This is a genomic window from Mycobacterium sp. NPDC003323, assembly GCF_053589535.1.
The window spans coordinates 338,064-359,889 of the sequence record NZ_JBSFSB010000003.1 but is presented as its reverse complement, the minus strand read 5'-3'; the positions used below and the strand labels follow the sequence as shown (position 1 = coordinate 359,889).

The 21,826-nt window shown below is 69.7% G+C and carries 14 protein-coding genes and 1 tRNA gene; 7 read left to right on the top strand and 8 right to left on the bottom strand.

Features of this window, described 5'->3' with window-relative positions:
- Window positions 1–192 precede the first annotated feature (192 nt).
- Window positions 193–2,529: a DEAD/DEAH box helicase gene (locus ACWDUN_RS11320; RefSeq protein ID WP_449928490.1), complete on the bottom strand. Its 2,337-nt coding sequence runs from the start codon at window positions 2,527–2,529 to the stop codon at window positions 193–195.
- A 283-nt stretch (window positions 2,530–2,812) separates the two neighbouring features.
- Between ACWDUN_RS11320 and ACWDUN_RS11315 the strand changes: the two genes are divergently transcribed.
- From ACWDUN_RS11315 to topA, 3 genes are all read left to right on the top strand, one after another.
- Window positions 2,813–3,016, top strand: coding sequence for a cold-shock protein (locus ACWDUN_RS11315; protein WP_006243848.1), 204 nt, complete (start codon window positions 2,813–2,815; stop codon window positions 3,014–3,016).
- A 73-nt stretch (window positions 3,017–3,089) separates the two neighbouring features.
- On the top strand, window positions 3,090–3,668 hold the full coding sequence (locus tag ACWDUN_RS11310) for a hypothetical protein (protein ID WP_449928462.1): 579 nt from the start codon (window positions 3,090–3,092) through the stop codon (window positions 3,666–3,668).
- A 109-nt stretch (window positions 3,669–3,777) separates the two neighbouring features.
- Window positions 3,778–6,603 carry a type I DNA topoisomerase gene (gene topA, locus ACWDUN_RS11305; protein ID WP_449928460.1) on the top strand — a complete coding sequence of 942 codons (2,826 nt, stop codon included), beginning with the start codon at window positions 3,778–3,780 and terminating at the stop codon, window positions 6,601–6,603.
- On the opposite strand, the gene ACWDUN_RS11300 is transcribed toward topA, so the two are convergent.
- Entirely contained in the window at window positions 6,600–8,258 is a 1,659-nt protein-coding gene (locus ACWDUN_RS11300) for an adenylate/guanylate cyclase domain-containing protein (RefSeq protein WP_449928823.1), read from the bottom strand. The genes topA and ACWDUN_RS11300 overlap by 4 nt on opposite strands.
- A gap of 2 nt (window positions 8,259–8,260) precedes the next feature.
- On the opposite strand from ACWDUN_RS11300, the gene ACWDUN_RS11295 reads away from it, so the two are divergent.
- Both ACWDUN_RS11295 and ACWDUN_RS11290 read left to right on the top strand, forming a co-directional pair.
- On the top strand, window positions 8,261–9,472 hold the full coding sequence (locus ACWDUN_RS11295) for a DNA polymerase III subunit delta' (RefSeq protein ID WP_449928458.1): 1,212 nt from the start codon (window positions 8,261–8,263) through the stop codon (window positions 9,470–9,472).
- A 53-nt stretch (window positions 9,473–9,525) separates the two neighbouring features.
- Window positions 9,526–9,598: transfer RNA gene (locus tag ACWDUN_RS11290), tRNA-Thr, on the top strand.
- Between the two features lie 7 nt (window positions 9,599–9,605).
- Here the strand turns inward: ACWDUN_RS11290 and ACWDUN_RS11285 are convergent.
- From ACWDUN_RS11285 to galE, 3 genes are read right to left on the bottom strand one after another with little or no spacing between them, the layout of a single operon-like run.
- Window positions 9,606–9,974 (bottom strand): hypothetical protein, encoded by a 369-nt coding sequence (locus ACWDUN_RS11285; RefSeq protein WP_449928456.1) that lies wholly within the window; start codon window positions 9,972–9,974, stop codon window positions 9,606–9,608.
- A 51-nt stretch (window positions 9,975–10,025) separates the two neighbouring features.
- Window positions 10,026–11,780: a hypothetical protein gene (locus ACWDUN_RS11280; RefSeq protein ID WP_449928455.1), complete on the bottom strand. Its 1,755-nt coding sequence runs from the start codon at window positions 11,778–11,780 to the stop codon at window positions 10,026–10,028.
- A 23-nt stretch (window positions 11,781–11,803) separates the two neighbouring features.
- Window positions 11,804–12,787 carry a UDP-glucose 4-epimerase GalE gene (galE, locus tag ACWDUN_RS11275; RefSeq protein ID WP_449928453.1) on the bottom strand — a complete coding sequence of 328 codons (984 nt, stop codon included), beginning with the start codon at window positions 12,785–12,787 and terminating at the stop codon, window positions 11,804–11,806.
- Window positions 12,788–12,898: 111 nt separating this feature from the next.
- On the opposite strand from galE, the gene ACWDUN_RS11270 reads away from it, so the two are divergent.
- Both ACWDUN_RS11270 and ACWDUN_RS11265 read left to right on the top strand, forming a co-directional pair.
- Entirely contained in the window at window positions 12,899–14,704 is a 1,806-nt protein-coding gene (locus ACWDUN_RS11270) for an N-acyl-D-amino-acid deacylase family protein (protein ID WP_449928451.1), read from the top strand.
- Window position 14,705: 1 nt separating this feature from the next.
- Window positions 14,706–15,290 carry a TetR/AcrR family transcriptional regulator gene (locus tag ACWDUN_RS11265; protein ID WP_449928449.1) on the top strand — a complete coding sequence of 195 codons (585 nt, stop codon included), beginning with the start codon at window positions 14,706–14,708 and terminating at the stop codon, window positions 15,288–15,290.
- On the opposite strand, the gene ACWDUN_RS11260 is transcribed toward ACWDUN_RS11265, so the two are convergent.
- From ACWDUN_RS11260 to ACWDUN_RS11250, 3 genes are read right to left on the bottom strand one after another with little or no spacing between them, the layout of a single operon-like run.
- Window positions 15,284–16,537, bottom strand: coding sequence for a hypothetical protein (locus ACWDUN_RS11260; protein ID WP_449928448.1), 1,254 nt, complete (start codon window positions 16,535–16,537; stop codon window positions 15,284–15,286). The genes ACWDUN_RS11265 and ACWDUN_RS11260 overlap by 7 nt on opposite strands.
- Window positions 16,534–17,874 carry a M1 family metallopeptidase gene (locus ACWDUN_RS11255; protein ID WP_449928447.1) on the bottom strand — a complete coding sequence of 447 codons (1,341 nt, stop codon included), beginning with the start codon at window positions 17,872–17,874 and terminating at the stop codon, window positions 16,534–16,536. The genes ACWDUN_RS11260 and ACWDUN_RS11255 overlap by 4 nt, the downstream gene beginning before the upstream one ends.
- Window positions 17,871–21,755 (bottom strand): Pls/PosA family non-ribosomal peptide synthetase, encoded by a 3,885-nt coding sequence (locus ACWDUN_RS11250; protein ID WP_449928445.1) that lies wholly within the window; start codon window positions 21,753–21,755, stop codon window positions 17,871–17,873. Before ACWDUN_RS11250 ends, ACWDUN_RS11255 begins: the two co-directional genes overlap by 4 nt.
- Window positions 21,756–21,826: the final 71 nt, after the last annotated feature.

The following is a 21,826-nucleotide window of genomic DNA, read 5'->3' as shown; positions in this document are numbered from 1 at the left end:
CCCGCGAATCGAGTTGCAGCCGACCCGGTGAAAAGGTACTTTCCGTCTGCGCCCGGCCTGCCGGGACTGGAAACGGATCGCGTTGTCCGACCGTTTTGCTGTGGTGAGAGTGTGCTCGGCGCTGCTGGTGTGGCGCGTCGCGGACGAGACGGTCGACGAGGGGTGGACCTTCCTGTCGGGGGCAGCGCGGCGTCAGTGCCGGGCCAGCTCGCCGAGCACCAACCGCAGCACCCGCACCGCACCGGCCTTGTCCAGCGGATCGTTGCCGTTGCCGCATTTCGGGGACTGCACACACGACGGGCACCCCGCCGGGCATTCGCAGGCCTCGATCGCCGCCGCGGTGGCCTCCCACCACAGCCCGAGCTGGCGGTAGCCGCGGTCGGCGAAACCGGCCCCGCCGGGATAACCGTCGTAGACGAAGATCGTCGGCAACCCGTCCTCCGGACCGATCGCGGTGGACACCCCGCCGATGTCGCCGCGATCGCAACTGGCCACCAGCGGCAGCAGGCCGATCGCGGCGTGCTCGGCCGCGTGCAGTGAACCGGGAACCGACAGTGCATCGATACCGCTGTCGGACAGTGCTTCCGGGGTGATGGTGCACATCACGGCGACGGTGTCCAAAGTGCGGGTCGGCATCTCCAGGTCGACGAAATCGATGACCTCACCGTCCAGGCGCCGGCGCAGATAGCCGGTGACCGTGTTGGACACCGACACCGGCACCACACCGATGGTCACCGGGCCCAGCGTGCGGCGCTCGCCCTCGCCGGTCACCGCGATATCGGTGACCTCACGCGCGGCGGTGGTGTAGCCGGGGTCCTGCGCGCGCACCAGGGCGATACCGTCCTCGAAATCCAGGCTGTCGACGACGTAGGTCTCGCCCTGGTGCAGATACACCGCGCCCGGATGCACCGAGGCCGGTGCCTGCCCGGTACCGGTCGTGCCCAGCATGCGGCCGGTGCCGGATTCCAGGATCGCGATCTGTCCCCCGGCGGATCCGCGGATGTCGACGGCCGGGTGCGGATCCAGGCCCGGCGCGGGAAACCAGCCGCCGGGGCGGCGGCGCAGCAGCCCGTCGTCGACCAGTTCGGCGGCCACCGCCTCGGCGTCCCAGGACCGCACCTCGGCATCGGTCAGCGGTAGTTCGGTGGCCGCGCACAACAGCTGCGGACCCAGCACATAGGGATTGCCCGGGTCGATGACCACCTTCTCGATCGGTTTGGCCAGCAGCGCCTGCGGGTGATGCACCAGATAGGTGTCCAGCGGATCGTCGCGGGCCACCAGCACGATCAGCGCGCTCTGCCCGCGCCGGCCCGACCGGCCGGCCTGCTGCCAGAAGGAGGTGACGGTGCCCGGGAACCCGGCGAGCACCACCGCGTCCAGGCCCGCGATGTCCACGCCGAGTTCCAACGCGTTGGTGGTCGCCAGGCCGCGCAACGCACCCTCGGACAGGTCGTGCTCGAGGCTGCGGCGATCCTCGGCCAGATAGCCGGCGCGGTACGACGCCACCTGCTCGGCGAGTTCGGGGGCCACATCGGCCAGCCGGTCGCGGGCGGCCAACGCGGTCAGTTCGGCGCCGCGCCGGGAACGCACGAAGGTGAGGGTCCGCGCGCCCTCGGCGATCAGGTCGGCCATCACCCGCGCGGATTCCGCACCGGCCGAGCGCCGCACCGGAGCGCCGTTCTCGCCGACGAGATCGGGCAGCAGGGCGGGCTCCCACAACGCCACCGTGCGTCCGCCGTGCGGTGATCCGTCCTCGGTGACCTCGGTGACGGTCTGGCCGATCAGGCGCGAGGCGGTCTCGGCCGGTGCCGCGGTGGTGGCGCTGGCGAAGATCACCGTCGGCGTCCCCGAGTACCGTTCGCACAGCCGCAGCAGCCGCCGCAGCACCAACGCCACATTGGACCCGAAAATGCCTCGGTAGTAATGGCATTCGTCGACCACGACGTACTTCAGATTGCGCAGGAACACCGCCCAGCGGGCATGGTTGCGCAGCAGCGACAGGTGGATCATGTCCGGGTTGGAGAAGATCCACCGCGACCGCTCCCTGGCGAAGCGCCGCAGGTCGGTCCCGGCGTCACCGTCATAGGCGCACGGCGCGACATCCCGCAGTGCGGGTGCGGCCTCGGTCAGCGCGTGCGCGGCGCGCAGCTGATCGTGGCCGAGCGCCTTGGTGGGGGACAGGTACAGCGCGCGGGCGCGCGGATCGACGGCCAGCGCGGTCAGGATCGGCAGTTGATAGGCCAGCGATTTACCCGACGCGGTGCCGGTGGACAGCACCACGTGCCGGCCCGCGTGGGCCAGCTCGGCGGCGGCCACCTGGTGCGACCACGGTGTGCTCACACCGCGGTCGGCGAACGCGGCCACAACCTGAGCGTCGGCCCAGTCCGGCCAGTGCCGGCTGTCGCTGCGCCGCGGTGGCAGGTCCTCGACGTGCCGGATCGGATGCTCGTCGGACGGGGTGCCCGCGACGGCGTAGGACAGCAGGTCCCGGCCGAAATTCGACCCGCTCTCGGTCCCCGACGCAGACACGACGCTCCTTTCGAGTTCACCAGCATGTATCCCCAGGTGAATTGTTAACTACTTGATCGTGCCGAGACTGTCGCTGGGGCCTTGAACATGGTTGACTGAAGGCGGTCGCAGCTTCTGTGAACGTGTATTTGCACCCGCAGGATCGACGTTGCGATCGCGGTTCCTGCGAGGGTTGTAGGTCGGGTCGAGTTCCGACGACACACGCGTTGGTAAGCGGTCGGAACGGGCCCGGTACACCGGACGTCGGTGGACCGCACCCGGTAAGAGAAGGAAAGTACGAAAGATGCCACAGGGAACTGTGAAGTGGTTCAACGCGGAGAAGGGCTTCGGCTTCATCGCCCCCGAGGACGGCTCCGCTGACGTGTTTGTCCACTACACGGAGATCCAGGGGTCGGGCTTCCGCACCCTGGAGGAGAACCAGAAGGTCGAGTTCGAGGTCGGCCAGAGCCCCAAGGGGCCGCAGGCGACCGGCGTCCGCGCCGTCTGAGCCATCGCAACACCGAAACACCCCCGGCCGAGCCGGGGGTGTTTTCGTATCTGACGCCGATAGTGTCGTGCGTGTGAGCCAGCTGTCCTTCTTCTCGGCGGAGTCGGTGCCCCCGGCCATCGCCGATCTGACCGGGCTGCTGGCCGCTCAGGGACAGGTGGTGATCGCCGCCGGCCAGGCCCGGCTGTCGGTGGTGGTCGACAAGCCGTGGCGCGCCGCGGGCCTGGCGGAGATGATCGGCGAGGCGGGCCTGGCCGCCGAGATCGGGCAGACCGACGAGCGCACCCCGCTGGTGCGCACCACGATGGACGCCCGGCTGGTGGAGGTCGCCGGTGCGTGGACACGCGGTGCGGTCAAGACGGTGCCGGCCCAGTGGGTGCCCGGCCCGCGGGCGCTGCGCGCCTGGGCGTTGGCCGCCGGCACCCCGGAGGCGGACCGCTATTTGCTCGGTCTGGATCCGCATGCGCCCGACACGCACGCGGCGTTGGCATCGGCGCTGATGCGGGCCGGAATCGCGCCCACCCTGATCGGCACCCGAGGATCGCGTCCGGCGTTGCGGATCAGTGGTAGAAGACGGCTATCACGGCTGGTGGAGAACGTCGGGGAACCACCCGGGGACCCCGAGGCGTTCGCACAATGGCCGCGAATATGACGGCCCGCGGCGGGCGAGCCAGTTTGCACATGCCCGCCCTGGATGCGAAATTGTCAGTTGCCAGGACCACAGAACACCCTGGCAGCACAGAAGTGGAGAGTAGAAGAAGGTGGCTGACGACGACCGGAGCCGGGCAGGCGCCGGTAACGTTCGGCGGCTCGTGATTGTCGAGTCGCCGACCAAAGCGCGCAAGATCGCAGGCTACCTGGGCTCCAATTACATCGTCGAATCGTCGCGCGGGCACATTCGTGACCTGCCGCGAGCGGCCGCCGATGTGCCGGCGAAGTACAAGTCGGAGCCCTGGGCACGCCTCGGTGTGAACGTCGACGCCGACTTCGAACCGCTCTACATCGTCAGCCCGGACAAGAAGGGCACCGTTTCGGAACTCAAGGACCTCCTCAAGGGGGTTGACGAGCTCTACCTGGCCACGGACGGTGACCGCGAGGGTGAGGCCATCGCCTGGCACCTGCTGGAGACGCTGAAGCCGCGCGTCCCGGTCAAGCGGATGGTGTTCCACGAGATCACCGAGCCCGCCATCCGGGCCGCCGCCGAGAGCCCGCGCGATCTGGACATCGACCTGGTCGACGCGCAGGAGACCCGCCGCATCCTGGACCGCCTCTACGGCTACGAGGTGTCCCCGGTGCTGTGGAAGAAGGTGGCCCCGAAGCTGTCGGCCGGCCGCGTGCAGTCGGTCGCAACCCGAATCATCGTGCAGCGCGAACGCGAACGGATGGCGTTCCGCAGCGCCGGGTACTGGGATGTCACCGCCGAACTGGACGCCAGCGTGTCCGACCCGCAGGCCAGCCCGCCCCGGTTCACCGCCCGGCTGAACACCGTCGACGGTCGCCGGGTGGCCGCCGGCCGTGACTTCGACTCCCTGGGTGCGGTCAAGAAGCCCGATGAGGTGCTGGTCCTCGACGAGGCGGCGGCCACCGGCCTGGCCAATGGGTTGCGCGGCGCCCAGCTCGCGGTCTCCTCGGTGGAGCAGAAGCCCTACACCCGCAAGCCCTATGCGCCGTTCATGACGTCGACGCTGCAGCAGGAGGCGGGCCGCAAGCTGCGCTTCTCCTCCGAGCGGACCATGAGCATCGCGCAGCGGTTGTACGAGAACGGCTACATCACCTACATGCGTACCGACTCGACCACGCTGTCGGAGTCGGCCATCAACGCCGCCCGCAACCAGGCCCGCGATCTCTACGGCGCGGAGTACGTGCACCCGACGCCGCGCCAGTACACCCGCAAGGTGAAGAACGCCCAGGAGGCCCACGAGGCCATCCGCCCGTCCGGCGATGTGTTCCAGACCCCCGGTCAATTGCACAGCGCGCTGGAGGCCGACGAGTTCCGCCTCTATGAGCTGATCTGGCAGCGCACCGTCGCCTCGCAGATGGCCGATGCGCGGGGAACCACACTGTCGCTTCGCATTTCGGGCAACGCCAGCACCGGCGAGCAGGTGGTGTTCAACGCCTCGGGTCGCACCATCACCTTCCCCGGCTTCCTGAAGGCCTATGTCGAGAGCATCGACGAGCAGGCCGGCGGGGAATCCGATGATGCCGAGAGCCGGCTGCCCAACCTGACCCAGGGCCAGCGCGTCGACGCCGCGGACCTGACCGCCGACGGTCACACCACCTCGCCCCCGGCGCGGTACACCGAGGCCTCGCTGATCAAGGCGCTCGAGGAACTCGGCATCGGCCGACCCTCGACGTACTCCTCGATCATCAAGACGATCCAGGATCGCGGCTACGTCCACAAGAAGGGCAGCGCGCTGGTGCCGTCCTGGGTGGCCTTCGCCGTGATCGGGCTGCTGGAACAGCATTTCGGCCGGCTGGTCGACTATGACTTCACCGCGGCCATGGAGGACGAGCTCGACGCCATCGCCGCCGGAAACGAGCGACGCAGCAACTGGCTCAACAACTTCTACTTCGGCGGCGAGCACGGCGTCGAGGGGTCGATCGCGCGGGCCGGTGGTCTCAAGCAGCTGGTCGGCGGCAACCTCGAAGAGATCGACGCGCGACTGGTCAACTCCATCAAGCTGTTCGACGATGAGCAGGGTCGCGCGATCAACGTCCGCGTCGGACGCAACGGGCCGTACCTGGAGCGGATGATCGAGGACCCGGACAATCCGGGTGAGCTCAAACCGCAACGCGCCAACCTCAAGGACGAGCTGACCCCCGATGAGCTGACCCTCGAGCTCGCCGAAAAGGCTTTCGCCACACCGCAGGAGGGTCGCTCCCTCGGTGTCGACCCGGAGACCGGGCACGAGATCGTGGCCAAGGACGGACGATTCGGGCCGTATGTCACCGAGGTGTTGCCCGAACCTCCCGAGGATCCCGATGCGGGCGTGGGGGCCAAGAAGGGCAAGAAGCCGACCGGTCCCAAGCCGCGCACCGGATCGCTGCTGCGCTCCATGGACCTGGAGACCGTCACGCTGGACGACGCGCTCAAGCTGCTGTCGCTGCCCCGTGTCGTGGGTGTCGACCCGGCCAACGGCGAGGAGATCACCGCCCAGAACGGCCGCTACGGTCCATACCTCAAGCGCGGCACCGACTCTCGGTCGCTGGCCACCGAGGAACAGATCTTCACCGTCACCCTGGATGAGGCCCTGAAGATCTACGCCGAACCCAAGCGGCGCGGCCGTCAGGGCGCGGCCACCCCGCCGCTGCGCGAGCTCGGCAACGATGCGGCCTCCGGCAAGCCGATGGTCATCAAGGACGGCCGCTTCGGCCCCTACGTCACCGACGGTGAGACCAACGCGAGCCTGCGCAAGGGTGATGACGTGCTGTCGATCACCGACGAGCGGGCCTCGGAGTTGCTCGCCGATCGCCGGGCCCGCGGGCCGGTGAAGAAGGCCGCCAAGAAGGCCCCCGCGAAGAAGGCTGCGGCCAAGAAGGCTCCGGCGAAGAAGGCCGCCGCCAAGAAGGCGGCGAAGAAGGCCTAGCTGGTCTTCTCCGGCGCGGGCGCGATCGCGCGGGCGGCCGGGCGAGCCAGCTGGGTCGGTGCGGAACGGCCTCGCAGCTCGACGATCTCGCCGACGTTCCAGGCCAGCGCCTCGGCGTCGACCGCGCCGCTGACCGCGATCGCCGAGGCCAGCACGTGGCCCTCCTCCAGCTTGGCCAGCTCGGTCAACCGTGCCGCCTCGTTCACCGGGTCGCCGATCACGGTGTACTCGAAGCGCGCCTGCGCGCCGATGTGGCCCGCGATGGCCCGGCCGGCCGACACACCGATACCGAACTCCGTCTGCCCCAGAACGTTCACCAGTTCGTCGTGCAGTTCGCGGGAGGCCGCCAGTGCCGCCCCGGACGCGTCGGGGTGCTCGATCGGCGCGCCGAAGATCGCCAGCGCGGCGTCACCCTGGAACTTGTTGACGAAACCACCGTGCTTGTTGACGGTGTCGACGATGACGCGGAAGAACTCGTTGAGCAGGTTGACGACCTCGGCGGCCGGGATGGTGGAGGCCAGCTGGGTCGAGCCGACCAGGTCGACGAACAGCACCGCGACATCGCGCTCCTGGCCGCCCAATTCGGTGCCGCGCTCCAGTGCCCGGCGGGCCACGTCCTCACCCACATAGCGGCCGAACAGGTCGCGAAGGCGCTGCCGCTCGGCCAGATCACGCACCATGTCGTTGAAGCCGGCCTGCAGCAATCCGAGCTCGCTGGCGTCATAGATCTGCATGTGCGCGTTGTAGTTTCCGCGCTGCACCTCGCCGAGCGCCCAGCGCAACTGGCGCAGTGGATCGGCGATCGACATGGACACCAGCACGGTGCCGACCAGTCCGATGAGCAGCGCCGCGATGGCCAGCAGCAGGATCGGGGTGGCCAGTTTGTCCGCCGGCGCCTTGAGGATCTCGAACTTGCTGGCCACCACCGCCAGCACGATGGCCAGGATGGGCACACCCGTGGACAGCACCCAGGTGAGCACCTGGCGCAGGATGACACCCGGTGCGCGGAAGTTCTCCGGCACGCCGGTGCGCAGCGCGGCCACCGCGACCGGGCGCAGCACCCGTTCGGACTGCAGATAGCCGATGATGGCCACCGCCGTGGCGCCCAGCGCGGTCGCCACGGCGACCACCGGGGCGGACTTGCTGGCCACCGGCCAGCTCGCGACGATGAAGACGACCGAGCCCATGAACCAGTTGGTGACGTTGATGACCGAGCGGTAGTACGGCATCTTCAGCGCCCGTGCCCGGGCCACCTCGCTGATGGTGGCGGCATCGCCGAGCAGGGTGTCGTGGCGCTGCCAGCGGATCACCGGCAGCAGCAGCCGTAGCGTCACGTAGGCGGCGATGCTGAACGAGACGAACAGGAAGCCCAGGAACACCGCCAGGTTGAAGGTGGGCAGCTCCTGGAGCTGGATGCGGTCCTCGGGCGGCAGGGCGTAGCGTAGGAAGCCCAGGACCAGCAGCGCACCGATGATGTCGGCCTGCACCATGCCCAGCAGGAACACCGGCCACGGTGTGCGGGCCACCCATCGGACGAACGCACTGATGCGCCCGATCGGTATCACCTCCGCAGTCACCCGTTCACCGTATCGGGCGGCTGGGACGTCTCGCGCCGCTGAGGCCGTGTCGTGTCCGTGCGTGCCACTAGGGTGCAGGGGTGCGCAGCGGTGTTTTTTCCTCTCTGGTGGGCCAACACCATGTGGAGGAGGAGCTGGTCGCGGCCGCGCTGGCCGCCCGCGGTGAAACGGCTCACAGCGGGCTGACGGCCGGTGGGATGACACATGCCTGGCTGATCACCGGGCCGCCCGGATCGGGCCGCTCGGTGGCCGCCGTGTGCTTCGCGGCGGCGTTGCAGTGCACGTCGGAGGGCACGCCGGGATGCGGACAGTGCCGCGCGTGCACGACGACGATGGCCGGGACCCACGCCGATGTGCGACGGATCATCCCGGAGGGCCTGTCGATCGCGGTCAGGGAGATGCGCGAGATCGTGCAGATCGCGTCGCGCCGTCCCGGCACCGGCCGTTGGCAGATCGTGGTGGTCGAGGACGCCGACCGACTCACCGAGGGTGCGGCGAACGCGCTGCTGAAGGTCGTCGAGGAGCCGCCACCGTCGACCGTGTTCCTGTTGTGCGCACCGTCGGTGGACCCCGAGGACATCGCGGTGACGCTGCGCTCGCGCTGCCGGCACGTCGCGTTGGTGACGCCCCCGACCGCCGCCATCGCCGAGGTGCTCACCGAGCGCGACAGCATTGCCGAGGATGTGGCCGCGTGGGCGGCCTCGGTCAGCGGCGGACATGTCGGCCGGGCGCGCCGGCTGGCGACCGACCCGGAATCGCGGACGCGCCGCGAACGGGCCCTGGGCCTGGCCCGCGATGCCGCGACACCGTCACGGGCATACGCCGCCGCCGAGGAGCTGGTGAGCACCGCCGAGGCGGAGGCCAAGGCCTCGACGGTGGACCGCAACGAGACCGAGACCGAGGAACTGCGCACCGCACTCGGCGCGGGCGGCACGGGCAAGGGCACCGCAGGCACCATGCGCGGCGCGGCCGGGGCGATGAAGCAGCTCGAACAGCGACAGAAATCGCGCCAGACCCGCGCCTCGCGCGATGCGCTGGATCGCGCGCTGATGGACCTGGCCACCTATTTCCGGGATGCGCTGGTGGTCTCGGCCGGTGCCGGGGCGGTGACGGCCAATCATCCCGATATGGCCGAGAAGGTCGGCGCGATGGCCGAGCACGTGCCGCCGGACCGGCTGCTGCGCTGCATCGAGGCGGTGCTGGACTGCCGCGAGGCGCTGGCGGTGAACGTGAAGCCGAAGTTCGCCGTCGATGCCATGGTCGCCACCGTCGGGCAGGCACTGCGGAGCTGATTAGTGCCGCGGGCGGGGCCTGCCGTAGACTCATGCCGCTCTGAAAAGAGCGCGCCACCCTAGCTCAGTCGGTAGAGCAATTCACTCGTAATGAATAGGTCAGGGGTTCGATTCCCCTGGGTGGCTCAAAGCTTCACCCGGCGCGGCGCTGCGCCTCCCGGCGTTCGGCCAGCCGCCCGAACAAATCGTCCAGGTCGATCTCGTTGGCCTGCCGCGGCCGGCGCTGATGGAAGCGCGAGTCGTCATGACTGCTCGGGCACTCGAACCGGTGCAGGTGCAGGCACGTGTTGGGCCAGCGGCCCTCGTACACATCGTCGAGGTCGACCACCTGGCGCGACCGGCGCCGGATCGCGAACCGGTTACCCGCGGCGCTGTCCTCGGTGGGGTGTTCGACGGCGTCGAACAGTTGCCAGCCGCCGTACACGGTCTGCAGCCAGACGGTTTCGGTACCGCAGTGCCGACACGGCGCGACGGTCGAGGGGCGCGAGTCCGACCAGATCATCGCTTCACCGTAGAACCCGGCACCGACAATTCCGCCGCGCACACGCCGGGCCTACCGCGGTGCGACGAAGCCCACCGGACCCGAGGCGATGCACACCGAGAGCGCGGCGGTGTTGGCGCTGACCTTTATCGCGTCACCGGCACCCGAAAGCCGCACGAACACACGGTTCAGACCGGGGTGCGTCGGCACCTTCACCGGGGTGCCCTCCGACAGCGACATGGTCAGTGAGCCCTCGCTGTTGGCCAGGTAGTTGATCTCGGCCGTCCAGTCCGCCGGAAGCAACGGACCGTCCAGCGGCAGGGTCACGTCGGCGTCGGTCTGCACCAGATACCCGCAGTTGGGGACCGGGCCGGGTGCGATGGAACGCACCCACGTGACCAGCGCGTCACGTAGCCGCCCGGAACTGTCCAGAACACGCAGTTCCGTTGTCGTGTCCGCGAACTCGGGTCGGTCGGGCAGCACCGCGAACATGTGACTGGCCAGGTTCTCCGGGGCCGCCACCCGCTGCATGATCAGCGGGTCCACCTCCTGGTCCAGCAGCGGGGTGCCCCGGGGCGCGGACGCGAGTCCGGAGCGCACGTTGTGCAGATACTGCGGCACGGGACTGTCGCGCCACACCGGCAGGAAGGTCGCCGTCGAGTACAGGCTGCTGCCGACGAATGCCGCGGCCAGCACGCACCCCACCGCGGAACGGGCCGGGGAGGCGTCCAGCCACTCGGAGCCGGGACGGTTGGGTGCCCGCAACGCCACCGCGGCCAGGATTGCCAGCACCACCACCAGATCGGGCAGATAGCGCAGTGCCTGCGCCAATTCCAGCGCCGTGAACTGCGATGAGCGCATCAGGTAGATCGGCACCTGACATGCCAGTGCGTACCCGAGCGCGGCCAGCCATACCGGGACGATCCGTTCCTTGCGTGCCAGCGACACCGCCACCACGGTGGCCAGCACCAGCCAACCCAGCACCATCACCGTCACCGGAGGCGTCGCCCACGGCGATGCCGGCGCCCAGCGCTGCCAGTCCCAGGGCCCGCCCGCCAGACCCGGCACGATGCCGTGGGTGACCGAACGCCACCACAGCTCGGCCGTCATCCCCACATCGAGTGTCCAGCGCTTCTGGTCGACGACCAGCAGGTACACCCCGATCCATCCGGCGGTGACCCCCAGCAGGCCCAGCCACAGTCCACGTCCGCGATGCCACACCGCGGTAACCGACTTGCGGCCCACCCACGCCAGCAGCGCCGCGACCGTGAACGCGACGAACGGGATCACCGCGGACTTCTCGAAGAACAGCAGCGCGCCGGAATACACCAGCACGGCGGTCACCGCGTAGCGACGATTACCGGTGCGCAGCAACAGAATCGCGTCACCGCACACCCAGGCCAGCGCGGCCAGCATGGGCAGCGAGTTCAGCCCGGCGGCCCACCATGCGAAGGCCGGCACCGTCAGCGGTGTGAACAGGGCGAACGTCAGTGGCGCCAGCAGAACCGGGCGCCACCCGAGGATCAGGTACAGCACGCGCAGCAACGCCAGCGAGGCCAGCAGCTGCAGCACGATCAGGCTCAGCGCCGGGCCCGCCCACTCCAGCGGGGCCAGTCGGGTGATCACCCCGGCCAGCAGGAACGCCCCGGGCATGACGTGACCGTCGTGATCGTCGAACAGGTACTCCGGCGACAGCAGGCCGTGCGTCCCGGCGCGGCCCACCAGGATGAGGTCATCCCAGTAGAAGTAGCCGCCGAACGCCAGCACCGACCGGATCGCCAGCTGCACCGCGATCAGAGCGGCGGCAACGCGGGGGACCCATCTCATCGCCCACGACTGTACGGAGGCCGTCAGCCGGCGCTCGGATAGTCCTGCCCGACGGCTTGGCGGGCCGCCCACGCCGAGGCGACCATATCGGTCAGCGTGTGCCGCATCCGCCAGTCCAGATCGCGGGCCGCCAGTTCGCCGGCCGCCACGATGCGGGCCGGGTCACCCGGGCGTCGCGGCGTGACCGCGGGATCGAAGTCGATACCGGTGACATCGCGGATGGCCGTCATGATCTCGCGCACCGAGGTGCCCGAACCGCTGCCGAGGTTGTACACCGGTTCCACCGGTTGGCCGGCCTCGAGCCGGCGGGCGGCCGCGACATGGGCCAGGGCCAGATCAGACACGTGCACGTAATCGCGCACGCAGGTGCCGTCGGGGGTGGCGTAGTCCCCACCGTTGATCTGCGGAACCCGGCCACCGAACAGCATGTCGAGCACCTTGGGGAACAGGTTGTGCGGGCTGCGGTCATACAGATCCGGGGAACCGGAGCCGACCACGTTGAAGTACCGCAGGCTGGTATGCCGCAGGTCGCGGGACCGGGCCACATCGCGCAGCAGCCATTCCCCGATGAGCTTGCTCTCGCCGTAGGGCGATTCCGGCGATGTCGGGGTCTGCTCGTCGACGATCTCGACATCGGGGGTGCCGTAGGTGGCGGCGCTGCTGGAGAACACGATCGCCTCGATACCGGCATCGCCCATCGCCTCCAGCAGGGTGGCCATGGCCGTCACGTTCTGCCGGTAGGTGTGCAGCGGGTGCTTCACCGATTCTCCGGCGTACTTGTACCCCGCGACGTGGATCACCCCGGTCACCCGATGCGCGGTCAACGTCGCGGCCACGGTGTCGTGGTCCAGCAGGTTCGCCGTGACGAGTTCGACGCCGTCGGGCACGAAGTCTGCGATACCGGTCGACAGGTCGTCGATCACGACGACATCGGTACCGGACGCGGTCAACGCGCGCACGACGTGCGCGCCGATGTAGCCCGCGCCGCCGGTGACTAGCCAGGACATAGCTCTCCTCAGTGTGGTGGCAAGCAGAAGTCATGCTGTCATGGATCGCGCGGCGGGCAAGATTCGGCGAAACAGATCGCGAGTGCTCGCTATCGGACTTAGGCTCCGGCCATGCCCTACGACGTGATCATCCGCGACGGTCTGTGGTTCGACGGCACCGGACGGCCACCGCTGAGGCGCTCTCTCGGTATCCGCGACGGCATCGTCGCCGACGTGTCGGCGGTGCCTCTGGACGAGGCGGGCTGCCCCGAGGTGATCGACGCGGCGGGCAAATGGGTGATCCCGGGATTCATCGACGTGCACACCCACTACGACGCCGAGGTGCTGCTCGACCCCGGCCTGCGCGAGTCGGTGCGCCACGGCGTCACGACCGTGCTGCTCGGCATGTGCTCGCTGTCCACGGTGTACGCCGACACCGAGGACGCCGCCGACCTGTTCAGCCGGGTGGAGGCGGTGCCGCGCGAGTACGTGCTCGGGGCGCTGCAGGCGCACAAGACCTGGACCGATCCGGCGGCATACGTGGCGGCCATCGACGCGCTGCCGCTGGGCCCCAATATCGCCTCGCTGCTGGGACATTCGGACCTGCGGGCCTCGGTGCTGGGGCTGGATCGCGCCACCACCCGAGGCGTCACCCCGACCGATGCCGAACTCGAGACGATGGCGCAGCGTCTCGATGCCGCACTGGCGGCGGGCATGCTCGGCATGTCCGGGATGGACGCGGCCATCGACAAACTCGACGGTGACCGCTTCCGCTCCCGCGCGCTGCCGTCCACCTTCGCCACCTGGCGCGAACGTCGCAGGCTGATCGACGTGCTGCGCAGGCGGGGCCGCATCCTGCAGAGCGCACCGAATGTCGCCAAGGTGGCCGAGGCGCTGAACTTCTTCCTGGCGAGCAGCGACTGGTTCGGCAGGCGCCGCGGTGTGAAGATGAGCCTGCTGGTCTCTGCCGACGCGAAGTCCTCACCCGGGGCGGTGCACGTGCTGGGCCCGGGGGTGCGGCTGCTGAACCGGATCCTGAACGCGAAGGTGCGTTTCCAGCATCTACCCGTACCGTTCGAATTGTATTCCGACGGAATCGATCTCCCGGTGTTCGAGGAGTTCGGTGCGGGTACGGCGGCGCTGCACCTGCAAGATCAGCTGGCGCGCAACACGCTGCTCGCCGACCCCGAATACCGCCGCCGGTTCCGCAGGTCCTTCGATCGTCGCAAACTCGGACCGGCCCTGTGGCACCGCGACTTCCACGACGCGAAAATCGTGGAATGCCCCGATGAGACGCTGATCGGCAAGAGCTTCGGGCAGATCGCCGATGAGCGCGGTATCCATCCGCTGGACGCCTTCCTCGACGTGCTGGTCGACAACGGCGAGCGCAACGTGCGGTGGACCACGATCGTGGCCAACCACCGTCCCGAGCAGCTCGACAAGCTTGCCAAAGAGCCGTCGGTGCACATGGGGTTCTCGGATGCCGGTGCCCACCTTCGCAATATGGCGTTCTACAACTACGGGCTGCGGCTGCTCAAACGGGTCAACGACGCCGCGGCGGCGGGCCGGCCGTTCCTCACCCCGCAGCGCGCGGTGCACCGGCTCACCGCCGAGGTGGCCGACTGGTTCGGGTTGGACGCCGGCACGCTGCGTCGCGGTGACCGTGCCGACTTCGTGGTGATAGATCCGGCTGCGCTGGATGATTCGGTGAATGCCTACCACGAGGCGACGGTGCCGTTCTACGGTGGCCTGAGCCGGATGGTGAACCGCAACGATGACACCGTCATCGCCACCGGTGTCGGCGGCCGGGTGGTGTTCGCCCGCGGTGAGTTCCGCGAGGGTTACGGCAGCACACTGCGTTCGGGGCGCTATCTGCGCGCGGGTGCCGACGTGTCCGATTCCCCGTCGCTGCGCTCGCCCGGCCCGGCCGCCGTCTGAGATGGGCCGTACCCAGCAGCAACGGCGGGCCGAGACCACAGCGCGGTTGCTCGATGCCGGCATCGAGACGATCATCGAGATCGGTTACGCCCGGGCGTCTGCGGCGGTCATCGCCAAACGCGCCGGGCTGTCGGTGGGTGCGCTGTTCCGCCACTATCCGACCATGGGCGATTTCATGGCGGCCACTGCGCGCGAGGTCCTGCGGCGCCAGCTCGACGCGTTCGGCAAGCGGGTCGCGGAGATCCCGGCGGCCGAACCCGCGTTGCCCGCTGTGCTGGTGGCGCTGCGCGATATCACGGCCGGTGACACCAACGCGGTGCTGTACGAGTTGATGATCGCCGCCCGGACCGACGAAAAGCTCTGCGCCACATTGCGTGACGCGCTGACCGATTACCGGGCGAAGATCGTCGAGGCCGCCGGTTCGGTACCGCCGACGGCGGAATTGCCTGGCGACACCCGCGCGGCGCTGACGGCGTTGCTGACCAACACGTTCGACGGCGCGGCCATCCTGCGGCCGGTGCTGCCGGATCAGCGGTTCGAGGACCGCAAACTCGCCGTGCTGACGCAGCTGCTGCAACGCTACTGACGCGAGCCGGCCGCCAGCGCGCGCAGATGCACGACGATGCCGACCAGCGGCCCGCACAACAATGCCACGACGGTCCGGGTCTCCAGGTCCAACGGCAACAGCAGCAGCGCCGCCGCGGCGACGGTGGCGCCGATCCAACCCGTCGCGTAGGCGCGGTGCAGCGCGGCCGCGACCGCGGCGGCGCCGGTGATGGTCAACAGGGCGATCGCCACCGCCGCCGCGGTGAGCCAGGCCAGCAGCGCACCACCGGCCTGGTACTCCGGCCCGAACGCGGTGGAAAGCAGCCACGGCCCGGCGAGCCCGGCAGCGATCACCCCGAGTCCGCCGACCACGGTGACGGTCACCGCCGGTGCCACCAGCGCGCGTAACCGGCGGCCGCGCTGATCAACGAAATGCGCGATCAGGTTGCCCTGCATGGCGGTCAGCGGTACCAGCAGCGGCGCCCGGGTCAAGGTCACCGCGAGGATGACGACGCCGCCGGCGGCCCCCAATTCGGAACTGGTGGCCTGCAGCAGCACCGGGAAACCCATCACCAGTATCGCGCTGGCACCGGCCGCGGCGACCGAGTGTGAGGCGCCCGTCAAAAAGGTCCGGGCGGTGCCCGGGGTGGACAGCGCGGCCGCCGCCCGGACGGTCGGCGAACACAGCAGCATGGCCAGCCACGCCATGCAGCCGGCGACCGTGGCCCACAGGAATCCGGCCAGCCCCCAACCCAGGACGAAGGCTGCCAGCGCGACGGCCACCCGGGCCACGGCGTCGGTCACCATCAGCGAGCCGTACTGGGTCCACCGGTCGGTGCCGGCCAGCATCCCGAGAAGTGTTGCGTGCAGGCAGAACCCGCCGAGCCCGATGCTGAGCAGCGCCACGCTGAGCCACTGTGATTCGGTGAACACCCGGCCCGACCACAGCGGTGCCGACACCGCGATCAGACCGGCCGCACCGACGCCGACGCCCACGGCGACCCGCATCGGATGGGTCCGCGGCGCGTCGGGCGGGTCCGATCCGCGACCGGTGCGCACCTCGCGGGTGGCCTCCTGCAGCAGCCCGTTGGCGGCGCCGCTGACCAGTCCGAACGCTCCCCAGAACACCCCGAAGAGCGAGAACCCGGCCGGTTCCAGGCTGCGCGCGGCCAGATACAGCACGGCGTACCCGCACAGCGCCGTGCAGGCGGTGGCGATGCCCACCCGGGTGACACTGCTCCGCGTGGCCGGCCCGCGGGCCGGTAGCGCAGAGCTGCCGTCGGTCACAGCTCCGGGACGTCCGTGGAATACAGCCAGCGGTCCCACAACCCGCGCAGCGACACGTCGGCGTGGTTGGCGGCCAGCCCGGTGAAATCGTCGGTGACCGCGGTGCTGTGCCGGTATCGGGTGGTCCAGTCGCGCAGCAGCGCAAAGAAGCTGTCGTCCCCGATCACACCGCGCAGCGCGTGCAGGGTCAGTGCACCGCGCTTGTAGACGCGGTCGTCGAACATGTCGACCGGTCCGGGATCGGTCAGCAGCAGGTTCTGCGGGGAGTCGAGGAGGCGCCGGTGGTAGGTCCGGGCCCGTTCGTCGGCGCTGGGCCCGCCGGACTCCTCGGACCACAACCATTCGGCGTAGCAGGCGAAGCCTTCGTGCAGCCAGATGTCGCGCCAGCGCCGGGCGGTCACCGAGTTGCCGAACCACTGGTGCGCCAATTCGTGGGCGATCAGCCGTTCGGCGCTGCGCTTGCCGTCGCAGTGGTTGGCACCGAAGATGGAAAGTCCCTGTGCCTCAAGGGGGATTTCCAGATCGTCATCGGTGACGACGACGGTGTAGCCGGTGTCCAGCGGATACGGTCCGAACCGGCGGATGAACAGCTTCATCATCTGGGTCTGCCGGCCGAAATCGTAATCGAAGTTGCGCCGCAACCGATCCGGTAGCACCGCGTGCATGGGTACCGGACTTTTCTGCAGCCGATGGCGGGTGTACTCACCGATCTGCAGGGTGATCAGGTAGGTGGAGGTGGGTTCGGCCTGCTCGTAGGTCCAGGTGGTCAGGCTGGCGCGGGTCTGCTTGGACAACAGTTCCCCGTTGGCCAGCGCGTAGTACGGACTGTCGGTGCTGATCTTGATGTGGAAGCTGGCCTTGGCCGCGGGGTGGTCGTCACAGGGGAACCAGGAGGCCGCGCCGTTGGGTTGCCCGGCGACCAGCGCGCCGTTGGACAGTTCCTCGAAACCGACCTCGCCCCATACGGTGCGCAGTGGCCGCGGGGTGCCGCCGTAGCGCACCACGACCGTCATCGCCGCGCCGGCGGGCAGCGTCTCGCCCAGGGTGACGTGCAGTTTGCCGCTCGCGCAACGGAACTGGCCCGGGCGGCGGCCGTTGACGGTGACCTTCGACACCGACAGTGCGTCGGAGAGGTCCAGGGTGAAGGCGCGCAGCGCGGCCAGCGTCACCGCGGTGATGGTGACGGTGCCGCCGAGCCGGTTGATCGCCACCTTGTACTCGATGTCGAGTTCGTAACGCGACACCCGATAGCCGAAGTTGCCGTTGCGGGGCAGGTAGGGATCGATCACCGGGGGAGTGTGTGCCGCCTTCTTCGCGGCCTTTTTCAAACTCCTCATTCGGCTCGCTTCTTCTTCGACTTCGTCCACGGCGCAATCGGATTGCCCTGCCAGCGCGTCCACGGCGGCACCTCGTCACCGCGCATCACCAGCGACGCCGGACCGACGGTGGCGCCGGCGCCGATCCGCGAGGCCGGCAGCGCGACGCAGTGCGGCCCCAGCGTGGCGCCCTCGTCGAGCACGACGGTGTCCATCCGCATGATCCGGTCGTGGAACAGGTGGGTCTGCACCACGCAGCCGCGGTTGACCGTGCTGCCCGGACCCAGCGTGATGAGGTCGGCTTCGGGCAGCCAGTAGGTTTCACACCACACACCGCGGCCGATCTTGGCGCCCAGTCCGCGCAACCAGAGGTTCATCACCGGGGTACCGGTCGCGGCACGGGCGAACCACGGCGCGGCCACCGTCTCCACGAAGGTGTCCGAGACCTCGTTGCGCCACACGAACGACGACCAGAGCGGATGCTCGATGGCATCGATGCGGCCGATGACGACCCATTTGGCGGCCACCGCGATCCCGCCGGCGACCGCACCCGCGGCCAGCAGCACCAGCCCGCCGGCCAGTGCGGTGAATGCGTAGCCGATCGCATCGGCCAGGGTGTGCAGCGCGGCCAGCACCGCGACGCCGATTCCGAACGTGACGATGACCGGGATCAGTCGGCAGGTCTCGACCAGCGAGCGCATGATCTTGAGCTTGGTCGACGGGTGGAAGGTGCGCAGCACGTCGGCCGCCGTGGGTTGGCGGCGCAGGCGGATCGGTGGGCTGCCCAGCCAGGACGAGCCGGCCTTGGCCTTGTGGGGTGCGGCCGACAGCACCGCCACCAGCCCGTCGTCGGGCACCCGGCGACCGGGCTGGGTGATGCCGGAGTTGCCGAGGAAGGCACGCTTGCCGATGGTGGCCTTGGCGACGTGGATCCAGCCGCCGCCGAGTTCGTAGGAGGCCACCATGGTGTCGTCGGCCAGGAATGCGCCGTCGGCCACCTCGGTGAACTTCGGGGTCAGCAGTGCCGTCGAGATCTCGGTGCCCTTGCCGACCTTGGCGCCGAGCAACCGGAGCCACCACGGCGTCAGCAGGCTGGCGTACACCGGGAACAGGTAGTTGCGGGCGGCGTCCATCAGCCGCTCGGTGGCCCACAGCTGCCAGCCGACCCGGCTGCGCACGGGGTGATATCCCTCGGTCAGACCGACCGCCAACAGTCGCACGCCCAGCACCGTCAGCGCCGCGTACGTGCCGAAGGCGACCAGGGCGGCCACCGGCGTCCACACCAGGGCGGGCACCAGCGCGTCGACCGGGCTCGCGGTATCGCGGACGGCCCAGCCCAGCACCGCCAGGCCGGCGGCCAGCGCCGTCAGCGGCAACGCACCCAGCAGCACCGAGGTCACGCTGTACGCGCCGACCCACAGCGGGGCGCGGCCGGGTCGTTCATCGGGCCAGGGGTGACGGGCCTTGCCGGATTTCGCGGCGGGTGAGCCCTTCCAGTACTGGCCGTTCTTGACCTTGCCCACCACGCCGGAACCCGGTGCCACATCGGCGTTCTTACCGATCGCGGCGCCGGGGAACACGGTGGTGCGCGCCCCGATGGTGGCGTCGTTGCCGATGCTGATGGGGCCGACGTGGAAGAGGTCGCCGTCGATCCAGTGCCCGGTCAGGTCCACCTCCGGTTCCACCGAGGCGCGATGGCCGATGGTGAGCATGCCGGTGACCGGTGGCGCGGAATGCAGGTCGACGCCCTTGCCGATCGAATTGCCCAGCGCGCGTCCGTAATACACCAGCCACGGGGCGCCCGCCTGGTTCTCCGCACCGCTGGCCTCGGCGAGCCGCTCGGCGAACCACACCCGCAAATGCTCGGATCCGCCGCGGCGATAACTGCCCGGCTGCAGATTCGACAGCAGGGTCCGCGCGCCCAGCACGGCGATGCCCATCCGGCCGGGCGGGGTGATGAAGATCAAGAACCCGGCCAGGATCCACCACCAGTTCAGCGTCTCGGCCCACGGCACGAGATCGATGGCGGCGGCGACGTTGTTGAGGATGGCCAGCCAGATGACCCACTGCAGACCGGTCAGCGTGGCCAACGGCACCGACAGCGCGACCTGGGCAAGCTGAGTGGCGACCGGGGTCGGCCGCACATCGCGGCGCACCACCTCCGGCGGCGGGGCCAGCTCATCGAGGTACCCGGCCAGCGAACCGAGCCGCGGGTGGTCGTACAGGTCGGCGACGGTGACCTGCGGATAGCGGCCGCGCACCGCGGTGACCAGCTGCGCGGCCGACAGCGAGCCGCCGCCGAGGGCGAAGAAGTCGGCCTCGGGACCGTCGACGGCCGCGGCCAGCACATCGCGCCACAACCCGGCCAGCCAGCCCATGGTGCCGCCCAGATCGGGTTCGTCCTCTTGCGCGGCGCCGGGCGGGGGCCAGGGCAGCGCGTTGCGGTCGACCTTGCCCGAGGTGCGGGTGGGCAGGTCCTCAAGCAGCACCAGCCGCGGTATCAGCGCGGCGGGCAACGCCTCGGCCAGCGCCGCGCGGGCCGCACCCAGATCGAAGGAAGGATCGGCGGATGCGATGTATCCCACCAGCAATGGGGTACCGCTGGCGGTCTTGCGCACGGCCGCGGCCCCGCCGCTGACACCCGGCAGGTTGACCAGTGCGGCGTCGACCTCGCCGAGCTCGATCCGGCGCCCGCCGACCTTCACCTGATCGTCGGCGCGGCCCTGGAAGTACAGGCCGTCGGCCTCCAGCCGCACCAGGTCACCGCTGCGGTAGGCGCGCTGCCAGCCGAGGGTGTGCATGGGCGCGTACTTCTCGGCGTCCTTGTCGGGGTCCAGGTAGCGGGCCAGGCCCACGCCGCCGATGACCAGTTCACCGATCTCGCCGATGGCCACCGGGGTGCCGTCCTTGCCGACGACGGCCAGGTCCCAGCCGGCCAGCGGCAGCCCGATGCTCACTGCGGAGCGGCCGTCCAGTGGCGCGGCGCAGGCCACCACGGTCGCCTCGGTGGGGCCGTAGGTGTTCCACACCTCGCGGCCGTCGACGGCGAGGCGCTCGGCGAGCTCGGGCGGGCAGGCCTCGCCGCCGAAGATCAGCAGCCGCACGGCCTCCAGTGCCTCGGCCGGCCACAGCGCGGCCAGCGTGGGCACCGTCGAGACCACGGTGATATCGCGGCTGACCAGCCAGGGTCCGAGGTCCATGCCGCTGCGCACCAGCGAGCGCGGTGCCGGCACCAGGCAGGCACCGTTGCGCCAGGCCAGCCACATCTCCTCACACGATGCGTCGAAGGCGACCGACAGGCCGGCCAGCACCCGGTCACCGGGGCCGATGGGAGCGGACTGCAGGAACATCCGGGCCTCGGCGTCGACGAACGCCGCGGCATTGCGATGGGTGACGGCCACACCCTTGGGGGTGCCGGTGGATCCCGAGGTGAAGATGATCCAGGCGTCGTCGCGGGTCAGGGGAGCGGCCGCGCGCCAGCCGCGCGACGATCCCGGCCCACGGACCAGCCCCGCCTCGGTGATGATCGCGACCACCTGGGCCTCACCGAAGACCAGCGCGGCGCGTTCCTCGGGATCGTCGGCGTCCACCGGGACGTAGGCGGCGCCGGCGGCCAGGGTGGCCAGGATGGCGGTGTAGAGCGCGTAGCTGCCCGACGGCATCCGGATGCCGATGCGGTCGCCCCGGCCGATACCGCGGGCGGCCAGCCACTGCACGCTCTCCTCGATATCGCCGATCAACTCGGCATAGGTGAGCTGCACCTCGCCGTCGTCGATCGCCGGCGCGTCGGGGAAGCGGCGCGCCGTCTCATAGAGGATGTCGATCAGGGTCCGCGGGGCGGCAGCGGCTGACGAGAGTAGGTACTGGGGAGGGATGGCCAACCCGGGTTCCGCTGCTGTCACGGCTATAAAACTACTGAAGCCGTACGGGCGGCCCGCGCGCGGCGCGCGGCGTCCGGGTGTCGGGTTGCGGT

What these genes read in the sequence shown, in the direction of transcription:
- ACWDUN_RS11270 (WP_449928451.1), top strand. Translation starts at nt 12,899, where the DNA reads ATGCCCTACGACGTGATCATCCGCGACGGTCTGTGGTTCGACGGCACC.
- ACWDUN_RS11265 (WP_449928449.1), top strand. Translation starts at nt 14,706, where the DNA reads ATGGGCCGTACCCAGCAGCAACGGCGGGCCGAGACCACAGCGCGGTTG.
- ACWDUN_RS11255 (WP_449928447.1), bottom strand. Translation starts at nt 17,874, where the DNA reads ATGAGGAGTTTGAAAAAGGCCGCGAAGAAGGCGGCACACACTCCCCCG.
- ACWDUN_RS11285 (WP_449928456.1), bottom strand. Translation starts at nt 9,974, where the DNA reads ATGATCTGGTCGGACTCGCGCCCCTCGACCGTCGCGCCGTGTCGGCAC.
- ACWDUN_RS11280 (WP_449928455.1), bottom strand. Translation starts at nt 11,780, where the DNA reads ATGAGATGGGTCCCCCGCGTTGCCGCCGCTCTGATCGCGGTGCAGCTG.
- ACWDUN_RS11315 (WP_006243848.1), top strand. Translation starts at nt 2,813, where the DNA reads ATGCCACAGGGAACTGTGAAGTGGTTCAACGCGGAGAAGGGCTTCGGC.
- galE (WP_449928453.1), bottom strand. Translation starts at nt 12,787, where the DNA reads ATGTCCTGGCTAGTCACCGGCGGCGCGGGCTACATCGGCGCGCACGTC.